This window comes from Lelliottia sp. 489 (assembly GCF_050435885.1).
Lineage (GTDB): Bacteria > Pseudomonadota > Gammaproteobacteria > Enterobacterales > Enterobacteriaceae > Enterobacter > Enterobacter nimipressuralis.
Window position 1 is genome coordinate 202016 of the sequence record NZ_JBNDLC010000002.1, and the last position, 19372, is coordinate 221387.

Consider the following 19372-nt stretch of genomic DNA (forward strand, 5'->3'; position numbering starts at 1 on the left):
AAAAAGGCGCCTTTAGGGCGCCTTTCTACACTGGTGGGTCGTGCAGGATAACTCGTTTCGCTCGCCCTTCGGACCGTCGCCGCAGGCGGCTCCGGTGTCTCACTGCGTTCGACTCGAACCTGCAGCAGGTTCTCATCCTGCCGAATCGCGCATAGCAAAAAGGCGCCTTTAGGGCGCCTTTCAACATTGGTGGGTCGTGCAGGATTCGAACCTGCGACCAATTGATTAAAAGTCAACTGCTCTACCAACTGAGCTAACGACCCCTTTCGGGACATGCAAATTTTTATTCAGGCTGGTGGGTCGTGCAGGATTCGAACCTGCGACCAATTGATTAAAAGTCAACTGCTCTACCAACTGAGCTAACGACCCATTCGGGTGTTGCCTGAATTTTGTAGTATTGGTGGGTCGTGCAGGATTCGAACCTGCGACCAATTGATTAAAAGTCAACTGCTCTACCAACTGAGCTAACGACCCGATGGTGGGTGATGACGGGCTCGAACCGCCGACCCCCTCCGTGTAAAGGAGGTGCTCTACCAACTGAGCTAATCACCCAACGCCGTACTACAGGGCACTACAGGAAAATCTTAAGTGGTGGGTCGTGCAGGATTCGAACCTGCGACCAATTGATTAAAAGTCAACTGCTCTACCAACTGAGCTAACGACCCACTTTTTTCGCGGCTTTCGGGCTGTTCGATATCCCTTGGCAACGGCGGCATATATTACTGATTTAAGAATTCAGCGCAACAAAAATTTCGACGAAGATCACTTAACTGCTTACGAATCAGGCGGCACGACCAGAAATAACGCGATTTCTGGTCATGCGACACTCAACCCATCGATCCAAGACGTTTTTGCGCTTGTTTCGCACCTTCGGTGCCAGGGTACTTCGCGACCACCTGCTGATAAACGGCCTTCGCTTTCGCGCTGTCGCCTTTATCCTGCATGATGACACCGACCTTAAACATGGCATCAGGGGCTTTAGGCGATTTTGGGTAATTTTTTACCACAGAGGCAAAATAAAACGCCGCATCATCCTTTTTACCCTTGTTGTAGTTCAACTGACCAAGCCAATAATTCGCATTTGGCTGATAAGTTGAGTCAGGGTACTTTTTCACGAAGTTCTGAAACGCCGCAATGGCATCGTCCTGACGCGATTTATCCTGCACCAGGGCAATAGCTGCGTTGTAGTCAGTATTTGCGTCACCGCTCTGTACAGGCGCGCCTGTCGAAGCTGACGCATCTGCTGCCGGTGCCGGAGTGGCTGTCGCCGCCCCGCTCTGATCGCCCGCCGCAGGTTGCGCTGCAGCGCCGCCGTTACTCATGCCGTCGATCTGCAACAGGATCTGCTTCTGACGCTCGACAACCTGATTCAACTGATACTGACTTTCCTGGATCTGACCACGGAGAGAATCAATATCGTTTTGGTTATCAGAGAGCTGCTGCTGGAGTTGGGTTAAAAGCTGACTGTGAGCGTTAGAAATACGCTCGAGTTGAGTGACACGGTCTTCGACCGAGCCGGAGCCGACACTACTGATTGGTGCCTGAGCAAAAGCGGCCCAGGGGGCCGCTATTCCAACCAGTAACGACAGACTCAAGAGTTGATGTCTGAAGTTACTGCTCATGCAATTCTCTTAGTAAACCAGTACGGCACGACGGTTTTTGGAGTAAGCCGCTTCGTCATGACCCAGTACTGCAGGTTTTTCTTTACCGTAAGAAACGATGGAGATCTGGTCAGCAGAAACGCCTTTACCCTGCAGGTACATCTTAACGGCGTTCGCACGACGCTCACCCAGGGAGATGTTGTACTCAGGAGTACCACGTTCGTCAGCATGACCTTCTACGGTGACTTTGTAAGATGGGTTGCTACGCAGGAAGTTTGCGTGCGCATCCAGCATCGCAGCGAAGTCAGAACGGATGTCATACTTGTCCAGATCGAAGTAAACAATGTTGTTCTGCTGCAGCTGCTGCATCTGAAGACGCGCTTGCTCTTCAGAAGACATATTGCCGTTACCGTTAGCGTCCATACCAGTGCCGGCACCCATCATGCCTTCGCCGCTCTGGTCGTTGCTTGCATTCTTGTTGGAAGAACACGCCGCGATTGCCATTACAGGCAGAGCGATCATCAGCCCCTTCAGCACTTTGTTCAGTTGCATTTCTATGATTCCTTTAGTAATCAATTAATTATTATTTACAGATACGGCGACCAGGCAGGTGATTTTACCTGTCCATCAGTTGCCGGAATACGCGCTTTGAAACGCCCATCTGTAGAAACCAGATTCAGCACAGATCCCATCCCCTGAGAAGAGCTGTAGATTACCATCGTGCCGTTAGGTGCCAGACTCGGCGTTTCATCCAGGAACGTTGACGACAGAACTTGCACGCCACCCGTTACCAGATCTTGTTTGGCAATGTGCTGCTGGCCACCAGCAGAGCTGACCATTACCATAAATTTACCGTCACTGCTTACATCTGAATCCTGGTTCTGTGAACCTTCCCAGGTGATGCGCTGCGGTGCACCGCCATTTACATTGACTTTGTACACCTGAGGACGACCGGCCTGGTCAGACGTGAACGCCAGGTTCTGGCTGTCCGGGAACCAGGTAGGTTCAGTGTTGTTGCTGCGACCATCTGTGACCTGGCGAATCTGGCCGGAGCCGATATCCATCACGTACAGGTTCAGGCTGCCTGTTTTAGACAGAGCAAATGCCAGTTTAGTCCCATCAGGTGAGAACGCTGGCGCACCGTTGTGACGCGGGAACGAAGCAACCTGACGCACAGCGCCGTTGGACAGAGTCTGAATCACCAGCGCAGAGCGACCGCTTTCGAAGGTCACGTAAGCGAGTTTCGAACCGTCCGGAGACCAGGCCGGAGACATCAGCGGCTGTGGTGAACGGTGCACGGTGAACTGGTTGTAGCCGTCGTAGTCAGAGACGCGCAGTTCATACGGGAACTGGCCGCCGTTGGTCTGAACCACATAGGCGATACGGGTACGGAAGGCACCTTTAATACCGGTCAGCTTCTCGAACACTTCATCACTCGCAGTGTGACCCGCGTAGCGAAGCCACTGCTTGTTCACTTTATACGAGTTCTGCGCCAGAACAGTACCTGGAGCGCCGCCAGTATCAACCAGCTGGTAAGCCACTGTGTAGCCACCGTCCGGATTTGGAGTCACTTGACCCACTACCACGGCATCAATACCGAGCGCAGACCAGGCTGCCGGTTGAACTTCCTGAGCGGTACCCGGCTGCTGTGGCAAACGAGAACGATCTAAGGGATTGAATTTGCCGCTGTTACGCAAGTCAGCCGCCACAATGCCGCCAACGTCTTCAGGGGCAGCGCCAGGGCCAGCCCACTGGAACGGAACAACGCCAATTGGACGCGCAGAGTCAACCCCTTGGGTGATCTCGATGCGTACCTCTGCGTGCAGCACGGCTGCCCACAGCATAAAGAAACTTACTGCTACACGTAATGCCTGCTTCATTATATCTCCCTTATCTGGGTAACGTTACCCACGATAATTTAGCAGAATGTTAACAAACTCAAATAGACAAAACTACCCGTCCCCAGCATCAAACCTTAGCCTGTATTTCCCACTTTGAGCGGGAAAACATCACAGTTTGAAGTCCAGTTTGGCATCTTTTACCTTCTCATAAACAGCCTGTGAAGGCGGTTTAGGAATTTTGGCCGTTTTGGCAGCCGTCAAAGCAGCCTGACATAACGCTGGATCGCCCCCTTCCTGGGTTACGTCCAGTAGCAGTCCATCTGGCGCAAGCTTGATATGCAAGACGCAAGATTTACCGGCGTACAGATCAGCGCCGTATAAACGGCTCTGAATAGCAGTACGGATTTGCGAGGCGTAAGCACTGATGTCCGCACCCGATGCACCACCATTCGCCCCACTCGTTCCGCTGTCTTTAGCTGGCTGGCCGTTTCCTTTCGCCCCACCGCCCGACTTCGGCGCATTCTTACCTGAACTCAGGTCACCGAAAAGGTCGTCAACATCAGATGCCGACGCTTTCTCTGCTGCCGCTTTTTTGGCTGCGGCGGCTTTGGCGGCTGCTGCTTTATCGGCAGCGGCTTTCTTATCTGCAGCAGCTTTTTCAGCGGCAGCGGCTTTTTTGTCGGCCGCAGCCTTCTCAGCAGCGGCGGCTTTTTCAGCAGCGGCCTTCTCTGCTGCAGCCGCTTTCTTCGCAGCATCAGCAGCGGCTTTCTTCTCCGCTTCCTGGGCTGCTTTCTTCGCGGCTTCCGCTTCTGCTTTCTTCTGTGCGTCGGCAGCAGCTTTCTTGGCGGCTTCTGCTTCCGCTTTTTTCTGTGCGTCGGCGGCAGCCTTCTTCGCGGCTTCCGCTTCTGCGACTTTTTGAGCATCAGCAGCGGCTTTCTTCGCTGCGTCAGCAGCTTGTTTTGCCTGAGCGTCTGCTTTTGCTTTGGCATCCGCAGCGGATTTGGCTGCCGCTTCTTCTGCCTGCTTTTGCTGCTCTTGTGCTTTCTGGGCCGCAGCTTCAGCCTGCTTCTGCTGTTCTGCCTGCTCCTTCGCCGCTTCTTGGGCCTGCAAACGTTCTTTCTCGAGCTGCTTCAGACGCTCCTGCTCCGCGGCCTGCTTTTCACGCAGCTCCTCGGCTTGCTGTTGCGCCTGTTTATCACGCTGCTCTTCTGCCCGTTTTGCACTCGCCTGCTGCTGTTGCTGACGATTATAGTTTTGCACTACCGCGCCTGGGTCCACCATGACGGCGTCGATGGAAGAGCCTCCACCGCCGCCGGCTGACGCGTCAATATGCTCATCGAACGAACTCCAGATCAGCGCTGCAAAGAGAATCACATGCAGCACAGCGGAGATGATAATCGCTCGCTTAAGCTTGTCGTTTTGTTCGGTTGCCTTTGACACTATCGGTTCCCAAAAACTGTGCAGAGGATTAAATCGGTTGCGTCATCAAGCCTACCGACTTAACACCCGCGCTATGTAGCAAGTTCAGCGCTTTAATTATTTCATCGTAAGGCACATCTTTGGCGCCACCGATTAAGAAGACCGTTTTCGGATTCGACGTCAGGCGACGCTGCGCTTCAGCAATAACCTGCTCAGGCGGCAGCTGATCCATGCGATCTTTCTCTACCACAACGCTATATTGCCCCACGCCGGAAACCTCGATGATAACCGGTGGTTCATCATTGCTGCTTACCGCCTGTGATTCTGTCGCATCCGGCAGATCAACTTCCACGCTCTGGGTGATGATTGGCGCTGTCGCCATAAAGATCAGCAGCAGCACCAACAATACGTCCAGCAACGGTACAATATTGATTTCGGACTTAAGTTCGCGACGATTTCGTCCACGCGCTCTGGCCATGGTTTACCCCTTGTTACTCTCGGTGCTGGTAAACGCCTGACGGTGCAGAATCGCAGTGAACTCTTCCATGAAGTTGTCGTAGTTCAGTTCCAGTTTGTTCACTCGCTGGTTCAGTCGGTTATACGCCATAACTGCCGGAATTGCGGCGAACAGACCGATTGCGGTCGCGATCAGTGCTTCTGCGATACCCGGTGCAACCATTTGCAGCGTAGCTTGTTTAACCGCACCCAGTGCGATGAAGGCATGCATGATCCCCCACACGGTACCAAACAGACCGATATACGGGCTGATGGAACCCACCGTGCCAAGGAACGGGATGTGTGTTTCAAGTGATTCCAGCTCACGGTTCATCGAGATGCGCATGGCACGCGATGCCCCTTCAACGACCGCTTCAGGCGCATGATTATTTGCGCGATGGAGGCGAGCGAACTCTTTGAAACCGCTATAGAAAATTTGTTCGGAGCCTGAAAGGTTATCACGGCGTCCCTGGCTTTCCTGATACAAACGAGAAAGCTCAATACCAGACCAGAATTTATCTTCAAAGGCTTCGGCTTCACGGCCAGCAGCGTTAAGAATACGGGTTCTCTGGATAATGATTGCCCAGGATGCGATTGAAAAACCAATCAAAATCAACATGATAAGTTTAACCAGAAGGCTAGCCTTCAGGAACAAATCAAGGATATTCATGTCAGTCACTGCTTAAACTCCGCGACAATAGACTTAGGAAGCGCACGAGGCTTCATGATGAGTGGATCAACACAAACAATCAGGACTTCTGCTTCGTTCAGTACTGTGTTCTCTGCGTTGACGATCCGCTGCGTGAAAACCAGTGAGGTCCCGCGCATTGATGTTATTTCCGTTTGGACTTCGAGCATATCGTCGAGTCTGGCGGGTGCAAAATACTCCAGCGTCATCTTGCGTACCACGAAGGCAACTCGCTCAGCCAACAAAACCTGCTGACTGAAGTGATGATGGCGCAGCATCTCAGTGCGTGCCCGTTCATAAAAAGCAACGTAGCTGGCGTGGTAGACCACACCCCCGGCATCGGTATCTTCGTAGTAGACCCTAACCGGCCATCGAAACAGCGTTGTATTCACTTTACATCCTGGTAATGCAACAAAAGTTAGAGCTTTTAAACTTCGCTACTATACGCGCGGGAATGATGGTTTGGAATGGGGGAAAGTAAACGGAGAGTAAATTTTTATGGGCTCGAGTAAGCCCATAAGATTAACGGACAGTTCTTATTCAGCTAAAGAAAAAAACAAGTCCGGCGAGAAGCACAATATCAGCGACCAGCGGGCAGAAAATGCCTTGCCAGTGAACGGCTTTCGGGCGAAAGCCCACACCGTGAATGACGCCAGCGCAAACTGCCCACATGATCAAGAAACCATGCCAGATTTCCAGTTCGCTCGTCTTCGCCGCAAAGCGCGACGGGTCCCAGAAGATACAGCCTGCCAGCAGTAATGCCATCACTAAGGAAAGCGCCCGTAACGGGCGCTTGTCCATTACCGCATATAGCTTTGCGATAACATTCATCATCAGTGCTTTTCTTCACCGGTTTTGGTCGCTTCGATATGCTCAAGCGCCAGCGCGGTAATGACACCAAATGCACAGGCAAGAAGCGTCCCCAAAATCCATGCGAAATACCACATATTCAGCTCCTTACTTAGTACAGGGAATGAGTGTTGCTTTCGATGTCTTCTTTCGTGATACGACCGAACATTTTCCAGTAACACCAGGTGGTGTAGAGCAGGATAATCGGTACGAACACGCAAGCAACATACGTCATCAGGTTAAGCGTCAACTGGCTTGACGTCGCATCCCACATGGTCAGGCTCGCATTCATCATGGTGCTGGATGGCATGACGAACGGGAACATTGCAATGCCCGCAGTCAGGATGATGCACGCCAGCGTCAGTGAAGAGAACACGAATGCCCAGGCGCCTTTCTCAAGACGAGACGTCAGGACCGTCAGCAGCGGCAGCAACACACCCAGAGCCGGGATAGCCCACAGCGCAGGAGTGCTGTTAAAGTTCACCAGCCATGCCCCTGCCTGACGCGCGACTTCTTTGGTCAGCGGGTTAGACGGCGCAGCATGGTTGATAGCAGACGTCACTACATAACCATCAATACCGTATACGACCCAAACACCTGCCAGCGCGAAGCAGACCAGTGTCACCAGCGCCGCAACCTGCGCGGTGGCACGGGAACGCAGGTGCAGTTCACCCACCGTACGCATCTGCAGATACGTGGCACCCTGAGTAATGATCATCGCCACACTCACCACGCCCGCCAGCAGGCCAAACGGGTTCAGCAGCTGGAAGAAGTTACCGGTGTAGTACAGACGCATATACTCATCGAGGTGGAACGGAACGCCCTGCAACAGATTGCCGAACGCCACACCAATCACCAGCGGTGGTACGAAGCTACCGATGAAGATGCCCCAGTCCCACATGTTGCGCCAGCGGGTATCTTCGATCTTCGAGCGGTAGTCAAAACCGACCGGACGGAAGAACAAGGATGCCAGCACCAGAATCATCGCCACATAGAAGCCGGAGAACGCAGCCGCGTAGACCATCGGCCAGGCGGCAAACAGTGCGCCACCCGCGGTGATCAGCCACACCTGGTTACCGTCCCAGTGCGGGGCGATGGAGTTGATCATGATTCGACGCTCGGTGTCATTACGACCGAGGAAACGGGTGAGCATGCCCACGCCCATGTCGAAACCGTCCGTGACCGCAAAACCAATCAGTAAGATACCGACCAGCAGCCACCAGATAAAACGCAATACTTCATAATCGATCATTTGACGACTCCTGTCTTAGCGTGCCGGCTGAGTAGCCACGTTGGACTGCTCGTAGTGATAGCGACCGGTTTTCAGGCTGCTCGGGCCAAGGCGTGCGAACTTGAACATCAGGAACAGTTCGGCCACCAGGAACAGGGTGTACAGACCACAAATCAGCAGCATGGAGAAAATCAGGTCTCCCGCAGTCAGGGATGAGTTAGCCACTGCCGTTGGCAGCACCTCACCTATCGCCCATGGCTGACGGCCATACTCCGCAACAAACCAGCCGGACTCGATAGCAATCCATGGCAATGGAATACCGTACATCGCGGTACGCAGCAGCCATTTTTTCTGGCCGATACGGTTACGAATCACAGACCAGAAGGAGGCCGCGATAATCAGAAGCATCAGGATGCCGCAACCGACCATGATACGGAACGCGAAGTACAGCGGCGCAACGCGTGGAATGGAGTCTTTGGTTGCCAGCTGAATCTGTGCTTCAGTCGCATCAGACACATTCGGGGTATAACGCTTCAGCAGCAGGCCGTAACCCAGGTCTTTCTTCACGTCATTGAACTGATCGCGAACAGCCTGATCGGTAGAGCCTGAACGCAGCTGCTCCAGCAGCCCGTACGCTTTCATACCGTTACGGATACGCTCTTCGTGCTGCACCATCAGATCTTTCAGGCCCGTCACCTGCTTATCAACAGAACGGGTGGCGATGATGCCGAGGGCGTAAGGGATTTGAATAGCGAAACGGTTTTCCTGCGCATCCTGGTCAGGAATACCAAACAGGGTAAACGCCGCCGGAGCTGGCTGAGTTTCCCATTCGGCTTCGATAGCCGCCAGTTTGGTTTTCTGCACGTCACCCATTTCGTAACCGGATTCATCACCCAGCACGATAACAGACAGGATTGCCGCCATACCGAAGCTTGCCGCGATGGCAAAGGAGCGCTTGGCGAAAGCGAAGTCACGACCGCGCAGCATATAGTAGGAGCTGATGCCGAGTACGAACATCGCGCCGCAGACATAACCCGAGGCCACAGTGTGAACGAATTTCACCTGAGCAACCGGGTTCAGGACCAGCTCGGCAAAGCTGACCATCTCCATACGCATGGTTTCAAAGTTGAAATCAGACGCGATAGGGTTCTGCATCCAGCCGTTAGCGACCAGGATCCACAGTGCGGACAGGTTGGAGCCTAAGGCCACCAGCCAGGTCACTGCCATGTGCTGAACTTTACCCAGACGGTCCCAACCGAAGAAGAACAGACCTACAAAGGTGGATTCGAGGAAGAAGGCCATCAGACCTTCAATGGCCAGCGGCGCACCGAAGATATCCCCAACATAGTGAGAATAGTAAGACCAGTTAGTCCCGAACTGGAACTCCATGGTCAGGCCGGTCGCCACGCCCAGTGCAAAGTTGATACCAAACAACTTGCCCCAGAACTTGGTCATATCTTTATAAATCTGTTTGCCGGAAAGGACGTAGACCGTCTCCATGATGGCCAGCAGGAACGCCATACCGAGCGTCAGTGGCACAAAAAGGAAGTGGTACATCGCGGTCAAGGCAAACTGTAAGCGCGACAGTTCGACTATATCTAACATCATGACTCCTTGCTCATCGCATGAAGACTCCGAGAGTGAATCCCTGAGACGGGTTCACACACATGCCCCAATACAAAGTTATCTGTTCCCTTCGTCGTGACTTATTTTCTTCACTAGAGGAAAAAGTCATGATGAAAGGTTACAAATACGTTAAGAAAAAACTCTAATTGATCCCGCGAATATAATACGCTGCAAAGCCCTTACAATAAACAGGTTTTTATTGAAGGAGATTTACGTTTTACGACGGTGATCAATATATAGCGAATTTACACATTTTCAGCCAGTTTGATCGCCGACAATTTAGCGCCTTTTGAGGTGTTTTTCCAAGCATTAAACATTGATTTAAATCAAAAACGCGACTTTATGTTAATGGTGTTTAAATGCAGTAGCCATAGTAAAATCAATGTTAATGATATGTAGATTTAAGCAAGGTGATGGTTATCAAATACAGGGATGAAAATAAATTGAAGTGATTTTTTTTAACGCTGTTTGCCGCCTGGTCATTTTCACTGACAAACACTTAAGGATAGCTGCTTTAACGTGACTTTCCATCGCGAGGTTTTCAGTCGAAGCGGAAACATCTATTTTACTTTTATTAATCTTTAAATTAACACCACGGCGTGACTATTTAGAAAACGAAAAGGTCACAAAAATGTGACCTTTGATTCGTTCGCCGGGTTTTTAGGCAAGTTTGATGCTAAAGGTTCTGGACTGGCAGGGCCACAGGGTTTCAGCCATCCCGTTGACGACTCTATCGCCCTTCTGAATCTCTTCATCCATTCCCGTTTCAGCACAGCGGCTGATCTCACGGCTGAAGCTGAACGAGGTATCACAACAAACCGACTCGGAAGGATTGAACACCCGCAGGATAATCTCATCGCGATCTTCGGCTTTTTTCAACGCCCCCACCAGGCAGCCAACGGGAGACATGGTCAATAAGCTGTAGGTCGCGGGAGTGACGAAGCTGGCTTTGTTAAGCTTCATCGCATCCCACGGGATTTTGTTATAGCACTGGATCGGCGTCAGCCAGGCCCTGGCCTGCTGGGCAACGCCCGCATTGAGAGGCGTTCCGCAAAAGTTAAACAGGCTGAAACGACACTGCAGCGCTCCCCTCACCTGCGAATCTGGCACCGGCATTTTTATGCCAGAGGGGCGGCCTGGGCGTAATAACAGATCCTCTTTTCCGAGTAACCCAACGCCGCGCAGTAGCGTCAGAGCAAAGGCTTTCTTCTCCTCACCGACAATTTCAAACTCGCGTAATCCTTCGGTGAACAACGCCATGCCGTGGCGCCCCTCCTGTAACACCGCGTAATTCAGTAAGTTCCACACCGGCACCGGCGCCTCTTTCCAGCCCTCTTCCTGCCAGCGGTCCATCGCTTCATCACGCACGGGGCGTACAACCGAGCCAAACTGGGTGTCTGCCAGCACCTCTGCCGTGTTGAAGGGGGTCGGAATGAGCACCCTCACCCGGTGATCGTCCGCCTGATTATCCAGGCGCACCTCAACGTCGATACGTCGGCTGTGATGGCTGAGCGTGACCTCAATTTCAATGCCCAGGTGGCCGTTACGCAGGCGAGCAGAGCGCGCAGCCAGATTGACCGGGATAGCCATGCGGCTTCGGATCACCGCCCTGCTCTGCCAGGCTTCGTGAATCACCTCGACGGTATGCTGCGCCTCACGTGATGTCAGCCGCCACTCTTCCCGCGACGGCGAATAGTCGTATTCGTCCCCGTCATCGGAACTCTCTTCGATCTCCAGCACGCGGTCATAAATAAGGCCGGAGTCTTTATCCCGCAGGCGAAGCGTGCCGTCATCATTCAGGTCAATCTGCCAGAAAGCATTTTCCAGCAGCGCCGCCGTCGCCTCATGGCCCGGCAATATTTTTCCTGCCACGTGCGGTTCGATATAGAGGGTGCGATAGCCCATCGAAGGCAAAATCTGGCGCAGCTGGATATCAAACTCCATAAACGGCTCGTAGTTGCCATAATGCACAATCTGCCGATCAATAAGGCCCGGATCGATCTCCCGTTGGGCGCGGATAAAGTAGGGAATTTCATTTCCTTTATCGTCCAGCAGGCGGAACGCGCTCGCGCGCAGGCGCACGGTAGTATTGACCACCTCTTCGCGTGGCCACGGCATCAGATTAAACAGCACCAGTTTGTCTTCATCCGTTTGCGGCATGTTGTCGACAATCTTACGTAAAGTGAAACGAATCAGATTGTCGGCCATATCCTCCGCCAGCTCGAAACGGGATGCGATCTCCCGGTGCACTTTATCGCTACAGCAGCAGCCGATGCTGTCGTGGGCGTGATTCTTTAAAATCTCCTTCCACATTTTCTCCAGCAGCCCATGGTGATACTCAAAGCCCAGCGTCCAGGCCAACGTAGAGAGCGGCTCCAGAATATTGACGATTTTGTTCTCCATGCGGGCGTGAGCCATTTTGATATCCATACGCGTGGAGCCGATGGTCCGGTGAACGCGCATATATTTCCCGTCGATAAACTCGCCGTTGAGCGTTGCCAGCGCATCACGATGAGCGTCGATATGCGCAAACACCTCTTCGAAGCGGCTCATGACAAACTCCCGCTGGGGATAGATCTCCCGCAGCGTCTTCATCACCGTAAAAATGTTTTGCTGCAGCGGCATCTGGTCGTGTCCGTTCGGCAACAAAATCTCTTTCGTGAGCGAGGCGTTTTCCAGCACGTCGAAATAACTGTCCAGCCGTTTACGCAGCCCGGCTTCGTCCTCCGGTAAGTACTTACCAATCGCGTAGCCCAGCGGCAGCACCTGTGTTGTCACTTCGCTGCCGTCTTTGCTCTGCCACAAAAACTCTGTTTTGTCGGTGCCATGACGTTCAGAACAGCCGCGCCAGAACATCGCGCGTTGGATACCAAACCCGTTGTAGATGTGCGGAAGCTGACCCGACATGCCGAAGGAATCCGGCAAATAGCCGATTTTCATCGGCTCGCCGAAGGCCAGGCAATCACGCATCCCGTACAGCAGGTTGCGCACAATGGATTCGCCCGAAACAATCGTGGTGTCCGTCTGGGTGTACCACGGCCCGATAATCAGCTTTCCGGCTTCCACCAGCGCTTTGACGCGTGCTTTGTTCTCCGGCTTTATCGCGAAGTAATCTTCCAGAATCGCCGTCTGCCCGTCGAGAACGTAGTATTTGTACTCCTCATCCTGCTCAAGGCGCACGAGGATCTCTTCCATATTATTGACCAGCAAAATGCGTGACTCTTCGGTGGTGAAGTACCACTCACGGTCCCAGTGCATGTGCGGCGTGATGTGAACGCGAGATACAGCTTTCATCGTCGTTTCCTGTCCAGTTAAGGCATGATGCTATTGGGAATGTATTTGCCGCTTTTTACCGCCTGACGCCGCCAAAGGAGCAGCACGCTGGTCGATATGGCGGTCCCCACCAGCGCGGCGCCAAACCAGCCCGCTGCGGCCGCAACGCCGCTCAGTCCGGCGGGATGCAGTAAAAAGAGGGAGAAAATTCCGGCCCCTGGAGTGGAAAGTCCCATTCCCATCGCGCCGACTATCGCGCCTGTCACCAGTGAGCCGAGCACAAACGAGCCAATCACCCGCAGCGGATCTTCAATCGCCATCGGAATCGCTCCTTCGGTGATCCCTGCCAGCCCCAGCAGCCAGGTCGATTTTCCGGTTTCGATTTCAAAAGGTTTAAACAGCCGCGGGGAGATGAGCGTTGAGGCCGTCACGGTAAACGCAGAAACCATTTTGACCGACGCAAAAATAGCGTATGGGCCGTACACCCCATTCGCCATCGCGCCGAGGCAAAAGGCGTAGGCCGCTTTATTCACCGGGCCGCCCAGATCGAACGAGCACATAAATCCGAGGATTGCCCCGAGCAGCAGCGCGTTTGCACCAGACAGTCCGTTGAGCCAGGCAGTCAGGGCGTTATTGATCCACGCTACCGGCTCACCGATCACAAACAGCATCAGGCTGCCGGCGCCGAGCGTGCCTATCACCGGATAGAGGTAATAGACCAGGAAACCGTTATAGCGATTGCTCAGGCGAACGTGATTTTTCACCCAGCGCATCAGATAGCCCGCGATCAGGCCCCCGGCGATAGCGCCCAAAAACCCGGAGCCAATCATGTTGGCGGCAAGTCCCGCCGCGAAACCGGGGGCCAGCGCGGGTTTATCTGCCAGCGAATACGCGGTATAGGCTGCGAGCACCGGCACCATCAACACGCCCAGCATCCCGCCGCCCAGTTTGCGATACATCCACAGCCATGAATTCTCCTGATCGAAGAGGTGCTGCAAACCGAGCATTTGCGCCAGTAATACCGACACTGCCAGCACCGTGCCCCCTGCAACGATCAAGGGCACGGCAAACGAAATCCCGCTCAGCAGGGCCTGTTTCAGCTCAGTTTTCAGGCTTTTTCGCCCGTCGGCGTCGGGTTGTTGCTGCCGTTGAACCTCAGAAGATTTCAGGGCCAGCGCCTGAGTGATCAGCGCTTCGGCGTGACGCAGCGGCTCGGTCACGGGGACCGACAGCGCAGGAATGCCGTTAAAACGTTCATGATCTTTAATCGCCACGTCGGCGGCAAAAATGCAGGCCTTCGCCTCCTTGAGCTGCTGGGGCGTTAAGCGCCCTTCAATGCCGTTCGCCCCCTGCTTTTCGACAATCACATTGACGCCAAGCTTGCGCCCGGCCTTCTCAAGGTATTCCGCCGCCATATACGTGTGGGCGATCCCCGCCGGGCAGGCCGTGACGCAAACAATCGTCGGCGCATCTGACAGCAGCGCCACGGTTTGCTCTTCGGGTTCTTCGTCCAGCGCGGCCAGCAGGGCGTCGGGCGTATCAGCCGCCATCACACGCGCCCGCAAGACATCATCGGCCAGACGCGTGGTCAGCGCCGTCAACACTTTCATGTGCGTGGTCCCTGCTTCGGCAGGCGGGATCGCCAGCAGGAAAATCAGCTCGACGTTTTCAGGCCCATCGACCCCCTCCCACTCAAGCGGATTGCGCAGCGTCGCGACCGCAAAAGCCGCTTCGTTCACCGCCGCACTTTTACCGTGCGGAACCGCCAGCCCCTCGCCCAGCGCGGTTGGTCCCTGCGCTTCGCGCTGTAAAACATCAGCCAGAAAACGCTCCGGATCGGCTATTTTTCCCAGATCGTGTAGCCGCTGTGCCAGCTGGCGGATCGCATCGTCACGATCGGTAAATCGCGCATGCAGAAAGATCGCCTGGGGATGAGTCAGAGTCGTCAGGTTCATCAGATCCTCACAGAATTGTCGTTTTAATGTACGGCAGATTCTGGCACACCAGATGATACCTTTATGTGATCACTTTCACTTAAACACCATATTTGTATTATTGTTGTATTATTTACAATCCGAATACTCAGGGCATAATTCAAAAGAATGGTATTACCTGAACAATACAAAAACGGACGTTTATGAGTCAGAAACCGATGTACCGCCAGATCGCCGACACCTTGCGCGAACAGATCAGCAGCGGCGAACTGAAGCCGGGTGACGCGCTCCCCACCGAATCAGCGCTTCAGGCGATGTTCAGCGTTAGCCGCGTGACGATCAGGCAAGCCTTAAAGCGGCTGACAGAAGAGCAGATCATCGAAAGTATTCAGGGCAGCGGCTCTTACGTAAAAGAGGAGCGGGTGAATTACGACATCTATCAGCTCACCGGTTTTTACGAAAAACTGGCGGACCGCAACGTCGACACCCACAGCGATGTGAAAGTGTTTGAGGTCATAAAAGCCGATGCAAGGCTTGCCGAAAAGTTACAGCTCGCCCCGGATGACAAGGTCTGGCACGTTAAACGCGTGCGTTTTATCAAGCAAAAACCGGTGAATCTGGAAGAGACCTGGATGCCGCTGGCGCTGTTTGCCGACCTCACCTGGGAGGTGATGGAAAACTCGAAATATCACTATATTGAGCAGATCAAAAAGATGATTATCGATCGCAGCGAGCAGGAGCTGTTGCCGGTCATGCCTTCAGAAGAGGCGATCGCCGCCCTGTCGCTCGATCCGGCAAAACCGATCCTCGAAAAAGTCTCTCGCGGTTTTTTGAAAGACGGCAGAGTGTTTGAGTTCAGCCGTAACGTGTTTAACAGTGACGACTACAACTTCACGCTGGTAGCGAAACGCCGACACTGAAAACCTGGCCGGTAAACGGTGCACGAGAAATATATGGCATAAAAAAGGCCGCTTTTCAGCGGCCAACCATGTCGAAACGGACATTTATTATGTCAAAGCTCCCCTTGCGGAGAGCAGAGAGGATTTACTTGATGATAGCGCTCAGCGCTTCGCCGATATCGGCCAGGCTGCGAACGGTTTTAACACCTGCGGCTTCCAGAGCGGCGAATTTCTCATCCGCTGTGCCTTTACCACCGGCAATGATGGCGCCTGCGTGGCCCATACGTTTGCCTTTTGGCGCCGTCACACCCGCGATGTAGCCAACAACCGGCTTGGTGACGTGATCTTTGATGTAAGCTGCAGCTTCTTCTTCCGCGCTACCGCCGATTTCACCGATCATCACGATCGCTTCAGTCTGCGGATCTTCCTGGAACAGTTTCAGGATATCGATGAAGTTAGAGCCTGGGATCGGGTCACCGCCGATGCCCACACAGGTGGACTGGCCGAAACCGTAGTCAGTGGTCTGTTTAACCGCTTCATAGGTCAGGGTACCGGAGCGAGACACGATGCCCACTTTGCCTGGCTTGTGAATGTGGCCCGGCATGATGCCGATTTTGCACTCGCCTGGGGTGATGACGCCAGGGCAGTTTGGCCCGATCATGCGAACGCCCGCTTCATCCAGCTTCACTTTTACGGTCAGCATGTCCAGCGTCGGGATGCCTTCCGTAATGGTGATGATCAGTTTGATGCCTGCGTCGATCGCTTCCAGAATAGAGTCTTTGCAGAACGGAGCCGGAACGTAGATCACGGTCGCGGTTGCGCCCGTCGCTTCGACCGCTTCGCGCACGGTGTTAAACACCGGCAGGCCCAGATGCGTGGTGCCGCCTTTGCCTGGCGTCACGCCGCCAACCATCTGCGTACCGTAAGCAATCGCTTGTTCGGAGTGGAAAGTCCCCTGGCTTCCGGTGAAGCCCTGGCAGATAACTTTAGTGTTCTTATCAATCAAAACGGACATTATTTCCCCTCCACTGCGGCAACAACCTGCTGAGCTGCATCCGTCAGACTTTTCGCTGCAATAATATTCAGGCCACTGTCAGCCAGTTTTTTCGCGCCGAGTTCAGCGTTGTTACCTTCCAGACGAACCACAACCGGGACGTTCACGCCCACTTCTTCCACCGCACCGATGATACCGTCAGCGATCAGGTCGCAACGAACGATACCGCCGAAGATGTTAACCAGAACGGCTTTCACGTTGTCGTCAGAGAGGATGATTTTGAACGCTTCGGTTACGCGCTCTTTGGTCGCGCCGCCGCCCACGTCAAGGAAGTTAGCCGGTTCGCCACCGTGCAGTTTAACGATGTCCATGGTGCCCATTGCCAGGCCCGCACCGTTAACCATGCAGCCGATGTTGCCATCCAGCGCAACGTAGTTCAGTTCCCACTGTGCAGCCTGCGCTTCACGCGGATCTTCCTGAGACTGATCGCGCATTTCACGCAGATCGGACTGGCGGAACAGTGCGTTACCGTCAGCGCCCAGTTTGCCGTCGAGGCAGATCAGGTCGCCCTGAGTGGTGATCACCAGCGGGTTGATTTCGATCAGCGCCAGATCGCGCTCAAGGAAGATCGTCGCCAGGCCCATGAAGATCTTGGTGAACTGCTGAACCAGTTTACCTTCCAGACCCAGTTTGAACGCCAGCTCGCGACCCTGGTAAGGCATAGGGCCTGCCAGTGGATCGATAGCCACTTTGTGGATCAGGTGTGGCGTCTCTTCAGCCACTTTCTCGATTTCCACGCCGCCTTCGGTGGATGCCATGAACACCACGCGACGGGAGCTACGGTCTACAACCGCGCCGAGATACAACTCTTTTGCGATATCCGTCGCCGCTTCAACCAGGATCTGGTTTACCGGCTGGCCGTTCGCATCTGTCTGATAGGTCACCAGGCGTTTGCCCAGCCAGTGTTCAGCAAAAGCGCGGATCTCTTCTTTGCTCTTCACAACCTTCACACCGCCCGCTTTACCGCGGCCACCAGCGTGAACCTGACACTTAACTACCCAAGGGCCGGAACCGATTTTAGATGCGGCTTCTTCTGCTTCACGTGGGGTAGTACAGGCATAACCCACCGGAGCCGGTAAGCCATACCGGGCAAACAGCTGTTTGGCCTGATATTCATGTAAGTTCATGTGTTCTATCCATCCTTCAGGTAATCGTTTTTTTCAAACCTGTAGACCGGCAGCGCAACGCTTGCCCGGTCTACAGGGCAGGTGAGGCAAAAACTACTACACGTCCAGCAGCAGACGCGTTGGATCTTCCAGCAGCTCTTTAATCGCCACCAGATAACCCACAGATTCACGACCATCAATCAGACGGTGATCGTAGGAGAGCGCCAGATACATCATCGGCAGGATCTCCACTTTACCGTCAACCGCCATTGGGCGATCTTTGATGGCATGCATACCCAGAATCGCGCTCTGCGGCGGGTTGATGATTGGGGTAGACATCAGGGAACCGAACACACCACCGTTGGTGATGGTGAAGTTACCGCCGGTCAGGTCTTCAACGGTCAACTTACCGTCACGGCCTTTCAGCGCCAGCTCTTTGATTTTCTTCTCGATATCTGCCATGCCCAGGGTATCAACGTCACGCAGAACCGGGGTCACCAGGCCGCGCGGCGTGGAGACCGCCATGCTGACGTCGAAGTAGTTGTGGTAGACCACATCTTCGCCATCGATAGAGGCATTCACTTCCGGATAGCGTTTCAGCGCTTCAACAACCGCTTTCACGTAGAAGGACATAAAGCCCAGACGGATACCGTGACGTTTTTCAAACGCGTCACCGTACTGCTTACGCAGATCCATGATTGGCTTCATGTTGACTTCGTTGAAGGTGGTCAGCATCGCGGTGGAGTTTTTCGCTTCCAGCAGACGCTCAGCCACACGCTTACGCAGACGCGTCATCGGCACGCGTTTTTCACTGCGTGCGCCCAGCGCTGGCTGTGCAGCAGGCGCTGCGGCCGCTGCCGCCGGTGCTTTGGCTTCTTCTTTCGCAGGCGCTTTCGCCAGATGTTTTTCCACATCTTCGCGGGTCAGACGACCGCCAACACCGGTGCCTTTAATGGCGCTGGCTTCGAGATTGTGTTCACCCAGCAGGCGACGGATCGCCGGGCTGAGTGCATCGTTAGTTTGCTCTTCCAGAGACGCTTGCTGACGCTGAGCCGGGGTGGACTCTTTGCTTTCAGACTTGGCGCTGGACTCTTTGCCCGCGCTGTTGCCTTCACGCAGGCGACCGAGGATCTGGCGAGAGGTCACCGTGGTGCCTTCGTCTTCCAGCACTGCATCAAGAATGCCATCCGCCGATGCCGGTACTTCCAGTACCACTTTGTCAGTTTCGATTTCTACCAGCACTTCATCGCGCTTAACGCTATCGCCCGGTTTTTTATGCCAGGTCGCAACCGTGGCGTCAGCGACGGATTCAGGCAGGTCGGGAACAAGAATATCTACGCTACTCATTATGTATCC

The 19372-nt window shown here is 53.9% G+C and carries 17 protein-coding genes, 5 tRNA genes and 1 other RNA gene; 1 reads left to right on the forward strand and 22 read right to left on the reverse strand.

The genetic code is table 11. The features are described 5' to 3' along the window. Nucleotides 1-31: 31 nt before the first annotated feature. The 19 genes from ABIE11_RS08985 to mngA all read right to left on the reverse strand — a co-directional run bounded on the left by ABIE11_RS08985 (nucleotide 32) and on the right by mngA (nucleotide 14978). Nucleotides 32-156, reverse strand: a non-coding RNA gene (locus ABIE11_RS08985) — RtT sRNA. A 31-nt stretch (nucleotides 157-187) separates the two neighbouring features. Next, nucleotides 188-263 (reverse strand) — tRNA-Lys (locus ABIE11_RS08990). A gap of 30 nt (nucleotides 264-293) precedes the next feature. Continuing rightward, a tRNA-Lys gene (locus ABIE11_RS08995) sits at nucleotides 294-369 on the reverse strand. Between the two features lie 29 nt (nucleotides 370-398). Then, nucleotides 399-474, reverse strand: a tRNA-Lys gene (locus ABIE11_RS09000). A 2-nt stretch (nucleotides 475-476) separates the two neighbouring features. Then, a tRNA-Val gene (locus ABIE11_RS09005) sits at nucleotides 477-552 on the reverse strand. Nucleotides 553-589: 37 nt separating this feature from the next. Beyond that, a tRNA-Lys gene (locus ABIE11_RS09010) sits at nucleotides 590-665 on the reverse strand. A 162-nt stretch (nucleotides 666-827) separates the two neighbouring features. Beyond that, nucleotides 828-1622, reverse strand: coding sequence for a cell division protein CpoB (gene cpoB, locus ABIE11_RS09015; protein ID WP_102105250.1), 795 nt, complete (start codon nucleotides 1620-1622; stop codon nucleotides 828-830). A 9-nt stretch (nucleotides 1623-1631) separates the two neighbouring features. Next, nucleotides 1632-2153 (reverse strand): peptidoglycan-associated lipoprotein Pal, encoded by a 522-nt coding sequence (gene pal, locus ABIE11_RS09020; protein WP_003858578.1) that lies wholly within the window; start codon nucleotides 2151-2153, stop codon nucleotides 1632-1634. Nucleotides 2154-2188: 35 nt separating this feature from the next. Next, nucleotides 2189-3481 (reverse strand): Tol-Pal system beta propeller repeat protein TolB, encoded by a 1293-nt coding sequence (tolB, locus tag ABIE11_RS09025; protein WP_102105251.1) that lies wholly within the window; start codon nucleotides 3479-3481, stop codon nucleotides 2189-2191. Nucleotides 3482-3610: 129 nt separating this feature from the next. Beyond that, nucleotides 3611-4882, reverse strand: a complete 1272-nt coding sequence (gene tolA, locus ABIE11_RS09030; protein ID WP_102105252.1) for a cell envelope integrity protein TolA — start codon at nucleotides 4880-4882, stop codon at nucleotides 3611-3613. Nucleotides 4883-4910: 28 nt separating this feature from the next. Next, nucleotides 4911-5339 carry a colicin uptake protein TolR gene (tolR, locus tag ABIE11_RS09035; protein WP_100777166.1) on the reverse strand — a complete coding sequence of 143 codons (429 nt, stop codon included), beginning with the start codon at nucleotides 5337-5339 and terminating at the stop codon, nucleotides 4911-4913. Nucleotides 5340-5342: 3 nt separating this feature from the next. Further along, nucleotides 5343-6035 (reverse strand): Tol-Pal system protein TolQ, encoded by a 693-nt coding sequence (gene tolQ, locus ABIE11_RS09040; RefSeq protein WP_100777167.1) that lies wholly within the window; start codon nucleotides 6033-6035, stop codon nucleotides 5343-5345. Next, entirely contained in the window at nucleotides 6032-6436 is a 405-nt protein-coding gene (ybgC, locus tag ABIE11_RS09045) for a tol-pal system-associated acyl-CoA thioesterase (RefSeq protein WP_032617092.1), read from the reverse strand. Before ybgC ends, tolQ begins: the two co-directional genes overlap by 4 nt. A gap of 148 nt (nucleotides 6437-6584) precedes the next feature. Continuing rightward, the gene (gene ybgE, locus ABIE11_RS09050) at nucleotides 6585-6875 is read right to left on the reverse strand and encodes a cyd operon protein YbgE (RefSeq protein WP_100780748.1); all 291 of its coding nucleotides are present in this window, start codon (nucleotides 6873-6875) and stop codon (nucleotides 6585-6587) included. Nucleotides 6876-6877: 2 nt separating this feature from the next. Continuing rightward, entirely contained in the window at nucleotides 6878-6991 is a 114-nt protein-coding gene (gene cydX / locus ABIE11_RS09055) for a cytochrome bd-I oxidase subunit CydX (protein ID WP_095281280.1), read from the reverse strand. 14 nt (nucleotides 6992-7005) lie between these two features. Next, on the reverse strand, nucleotides 7006-8145 hold the full coding sequence (gene cydB, locus ABIE11_RS09060; RefSeq protein WP_107704020.1) for a cytochrome d ubiquinol oxidase subunit II: 1140 nt from the start codon (nucleotides 8143-8145) through the stop codon (nucleotides 7006-7008). 15 nt (nucleotides 8146-8160) lie between these two features. Then, a complete protein-coding gene (gene cydA, locus ABIE11_RS09065; RefSeq protein WP_100777169.1) occupies nucleotides 8161-9729 on the reverse strand; it encodes a cytochrome ubiquinol oxidase subunit I in 1569 nt (522 codons plus the stop codon). 681 nt (nucleotides 9730-10410) lie between these two features. Further along, nucleotides 10411-13044, reverse strand: coding sequence for a mannosylglycerate hydrolase (mngB, locus tag ABIE11_RS09070; RefSeq protein ID WP_429184353.1), 2634 nt, complete (start codon nucleotides 13042-13044; stop codon nucleotides 10411-10413). A gap of 17 nt (nucleotides 13045-13061) precedes the next feature. Further along, nucleotides 13062-14978 (reverse strand): PTS 2-O-a-mannosyl-D-glycerate transporter subunit IIABC, encoded by a 1917-nt coding sequence (gene mngA, locus ABIE11_RS09075; protein ID WP_429184354.1) that lies wholly within the window; start codon nucleotides 14976-14978, stop codon nucleotides 13062-13064. Nucleotides 14979-15160: 182 nt separating this feature from the next. On the opposite strand from mngA, the gene ABIE11_RS09080 reads away from it, so the two are divergent. Beyond that, the gene (locus tag ABIE11_RS09080; protein WP_429184355.1) at nucleotides 15161-15877 is read left to right on the forward strand and encodes a GntR family transcriptional regulator; all 717 of its coding nucleotides are present in this window, start codon (nucleotides 15161-15163) and stop codon (nucleotides 15875-15877) included. A 124-nt stretch (nucleotides 15878-16001) separates the two neighbouring features. Here ABIE11_RS09080 and sucD read toward each other — a convergent pair whose 3' ends face one another. The 3 genes from sucD to odhB all read right to left on the reverse strand — a co-directional run bounded on the left by sucD (nucleotide 16002) and on the right by odhB (nucleotide 19363). After that, nucleotides 16002-16871: a succinate--CoA ligase subunit alpha gene (sucD, locus tag ABIE11_RS09085; RefSeq protein ID WP_095281274.1), complete on the reverse strand. Its 870-nt coding sequence runs from the start codon at nucleotides 16869-16871 to the stop codon at nucleotides 16002-16004. Then, nucleotides 16871-18037 (reverse strand): ADP-forming succinate--CoA ligase subunit beta, encoded by a 1167-nt coding sequence (gene sucC / locus ABIE11_RS09090; protein WP_059355295.1) that lies wholly within the window; start codon nucleotides 18035-18037, stop codon nucleotides 16871-16873. Before sucC ends, sucD begins: the two co-directional genes overlap by 1 nt. A 96-nt stretch (nucleotides 18038-18133) precedes the next feature. Continuing rightward, nucleotides 18134-19363, reverse strand: a complete 1230-nt coding sequence (gene odhB / locus ABIE11_RS09095; protein WP_100777173.1) for a 2-oxoglutarate dehydrogenase complex dihydrolipoyllysine-residue succinyltransferase — start codon at nucleotides 19361-19363, stop codon at nucleotides 18134-18136. Nucleotides 19364-19372 lie beyond the last annotated feature (9 nt).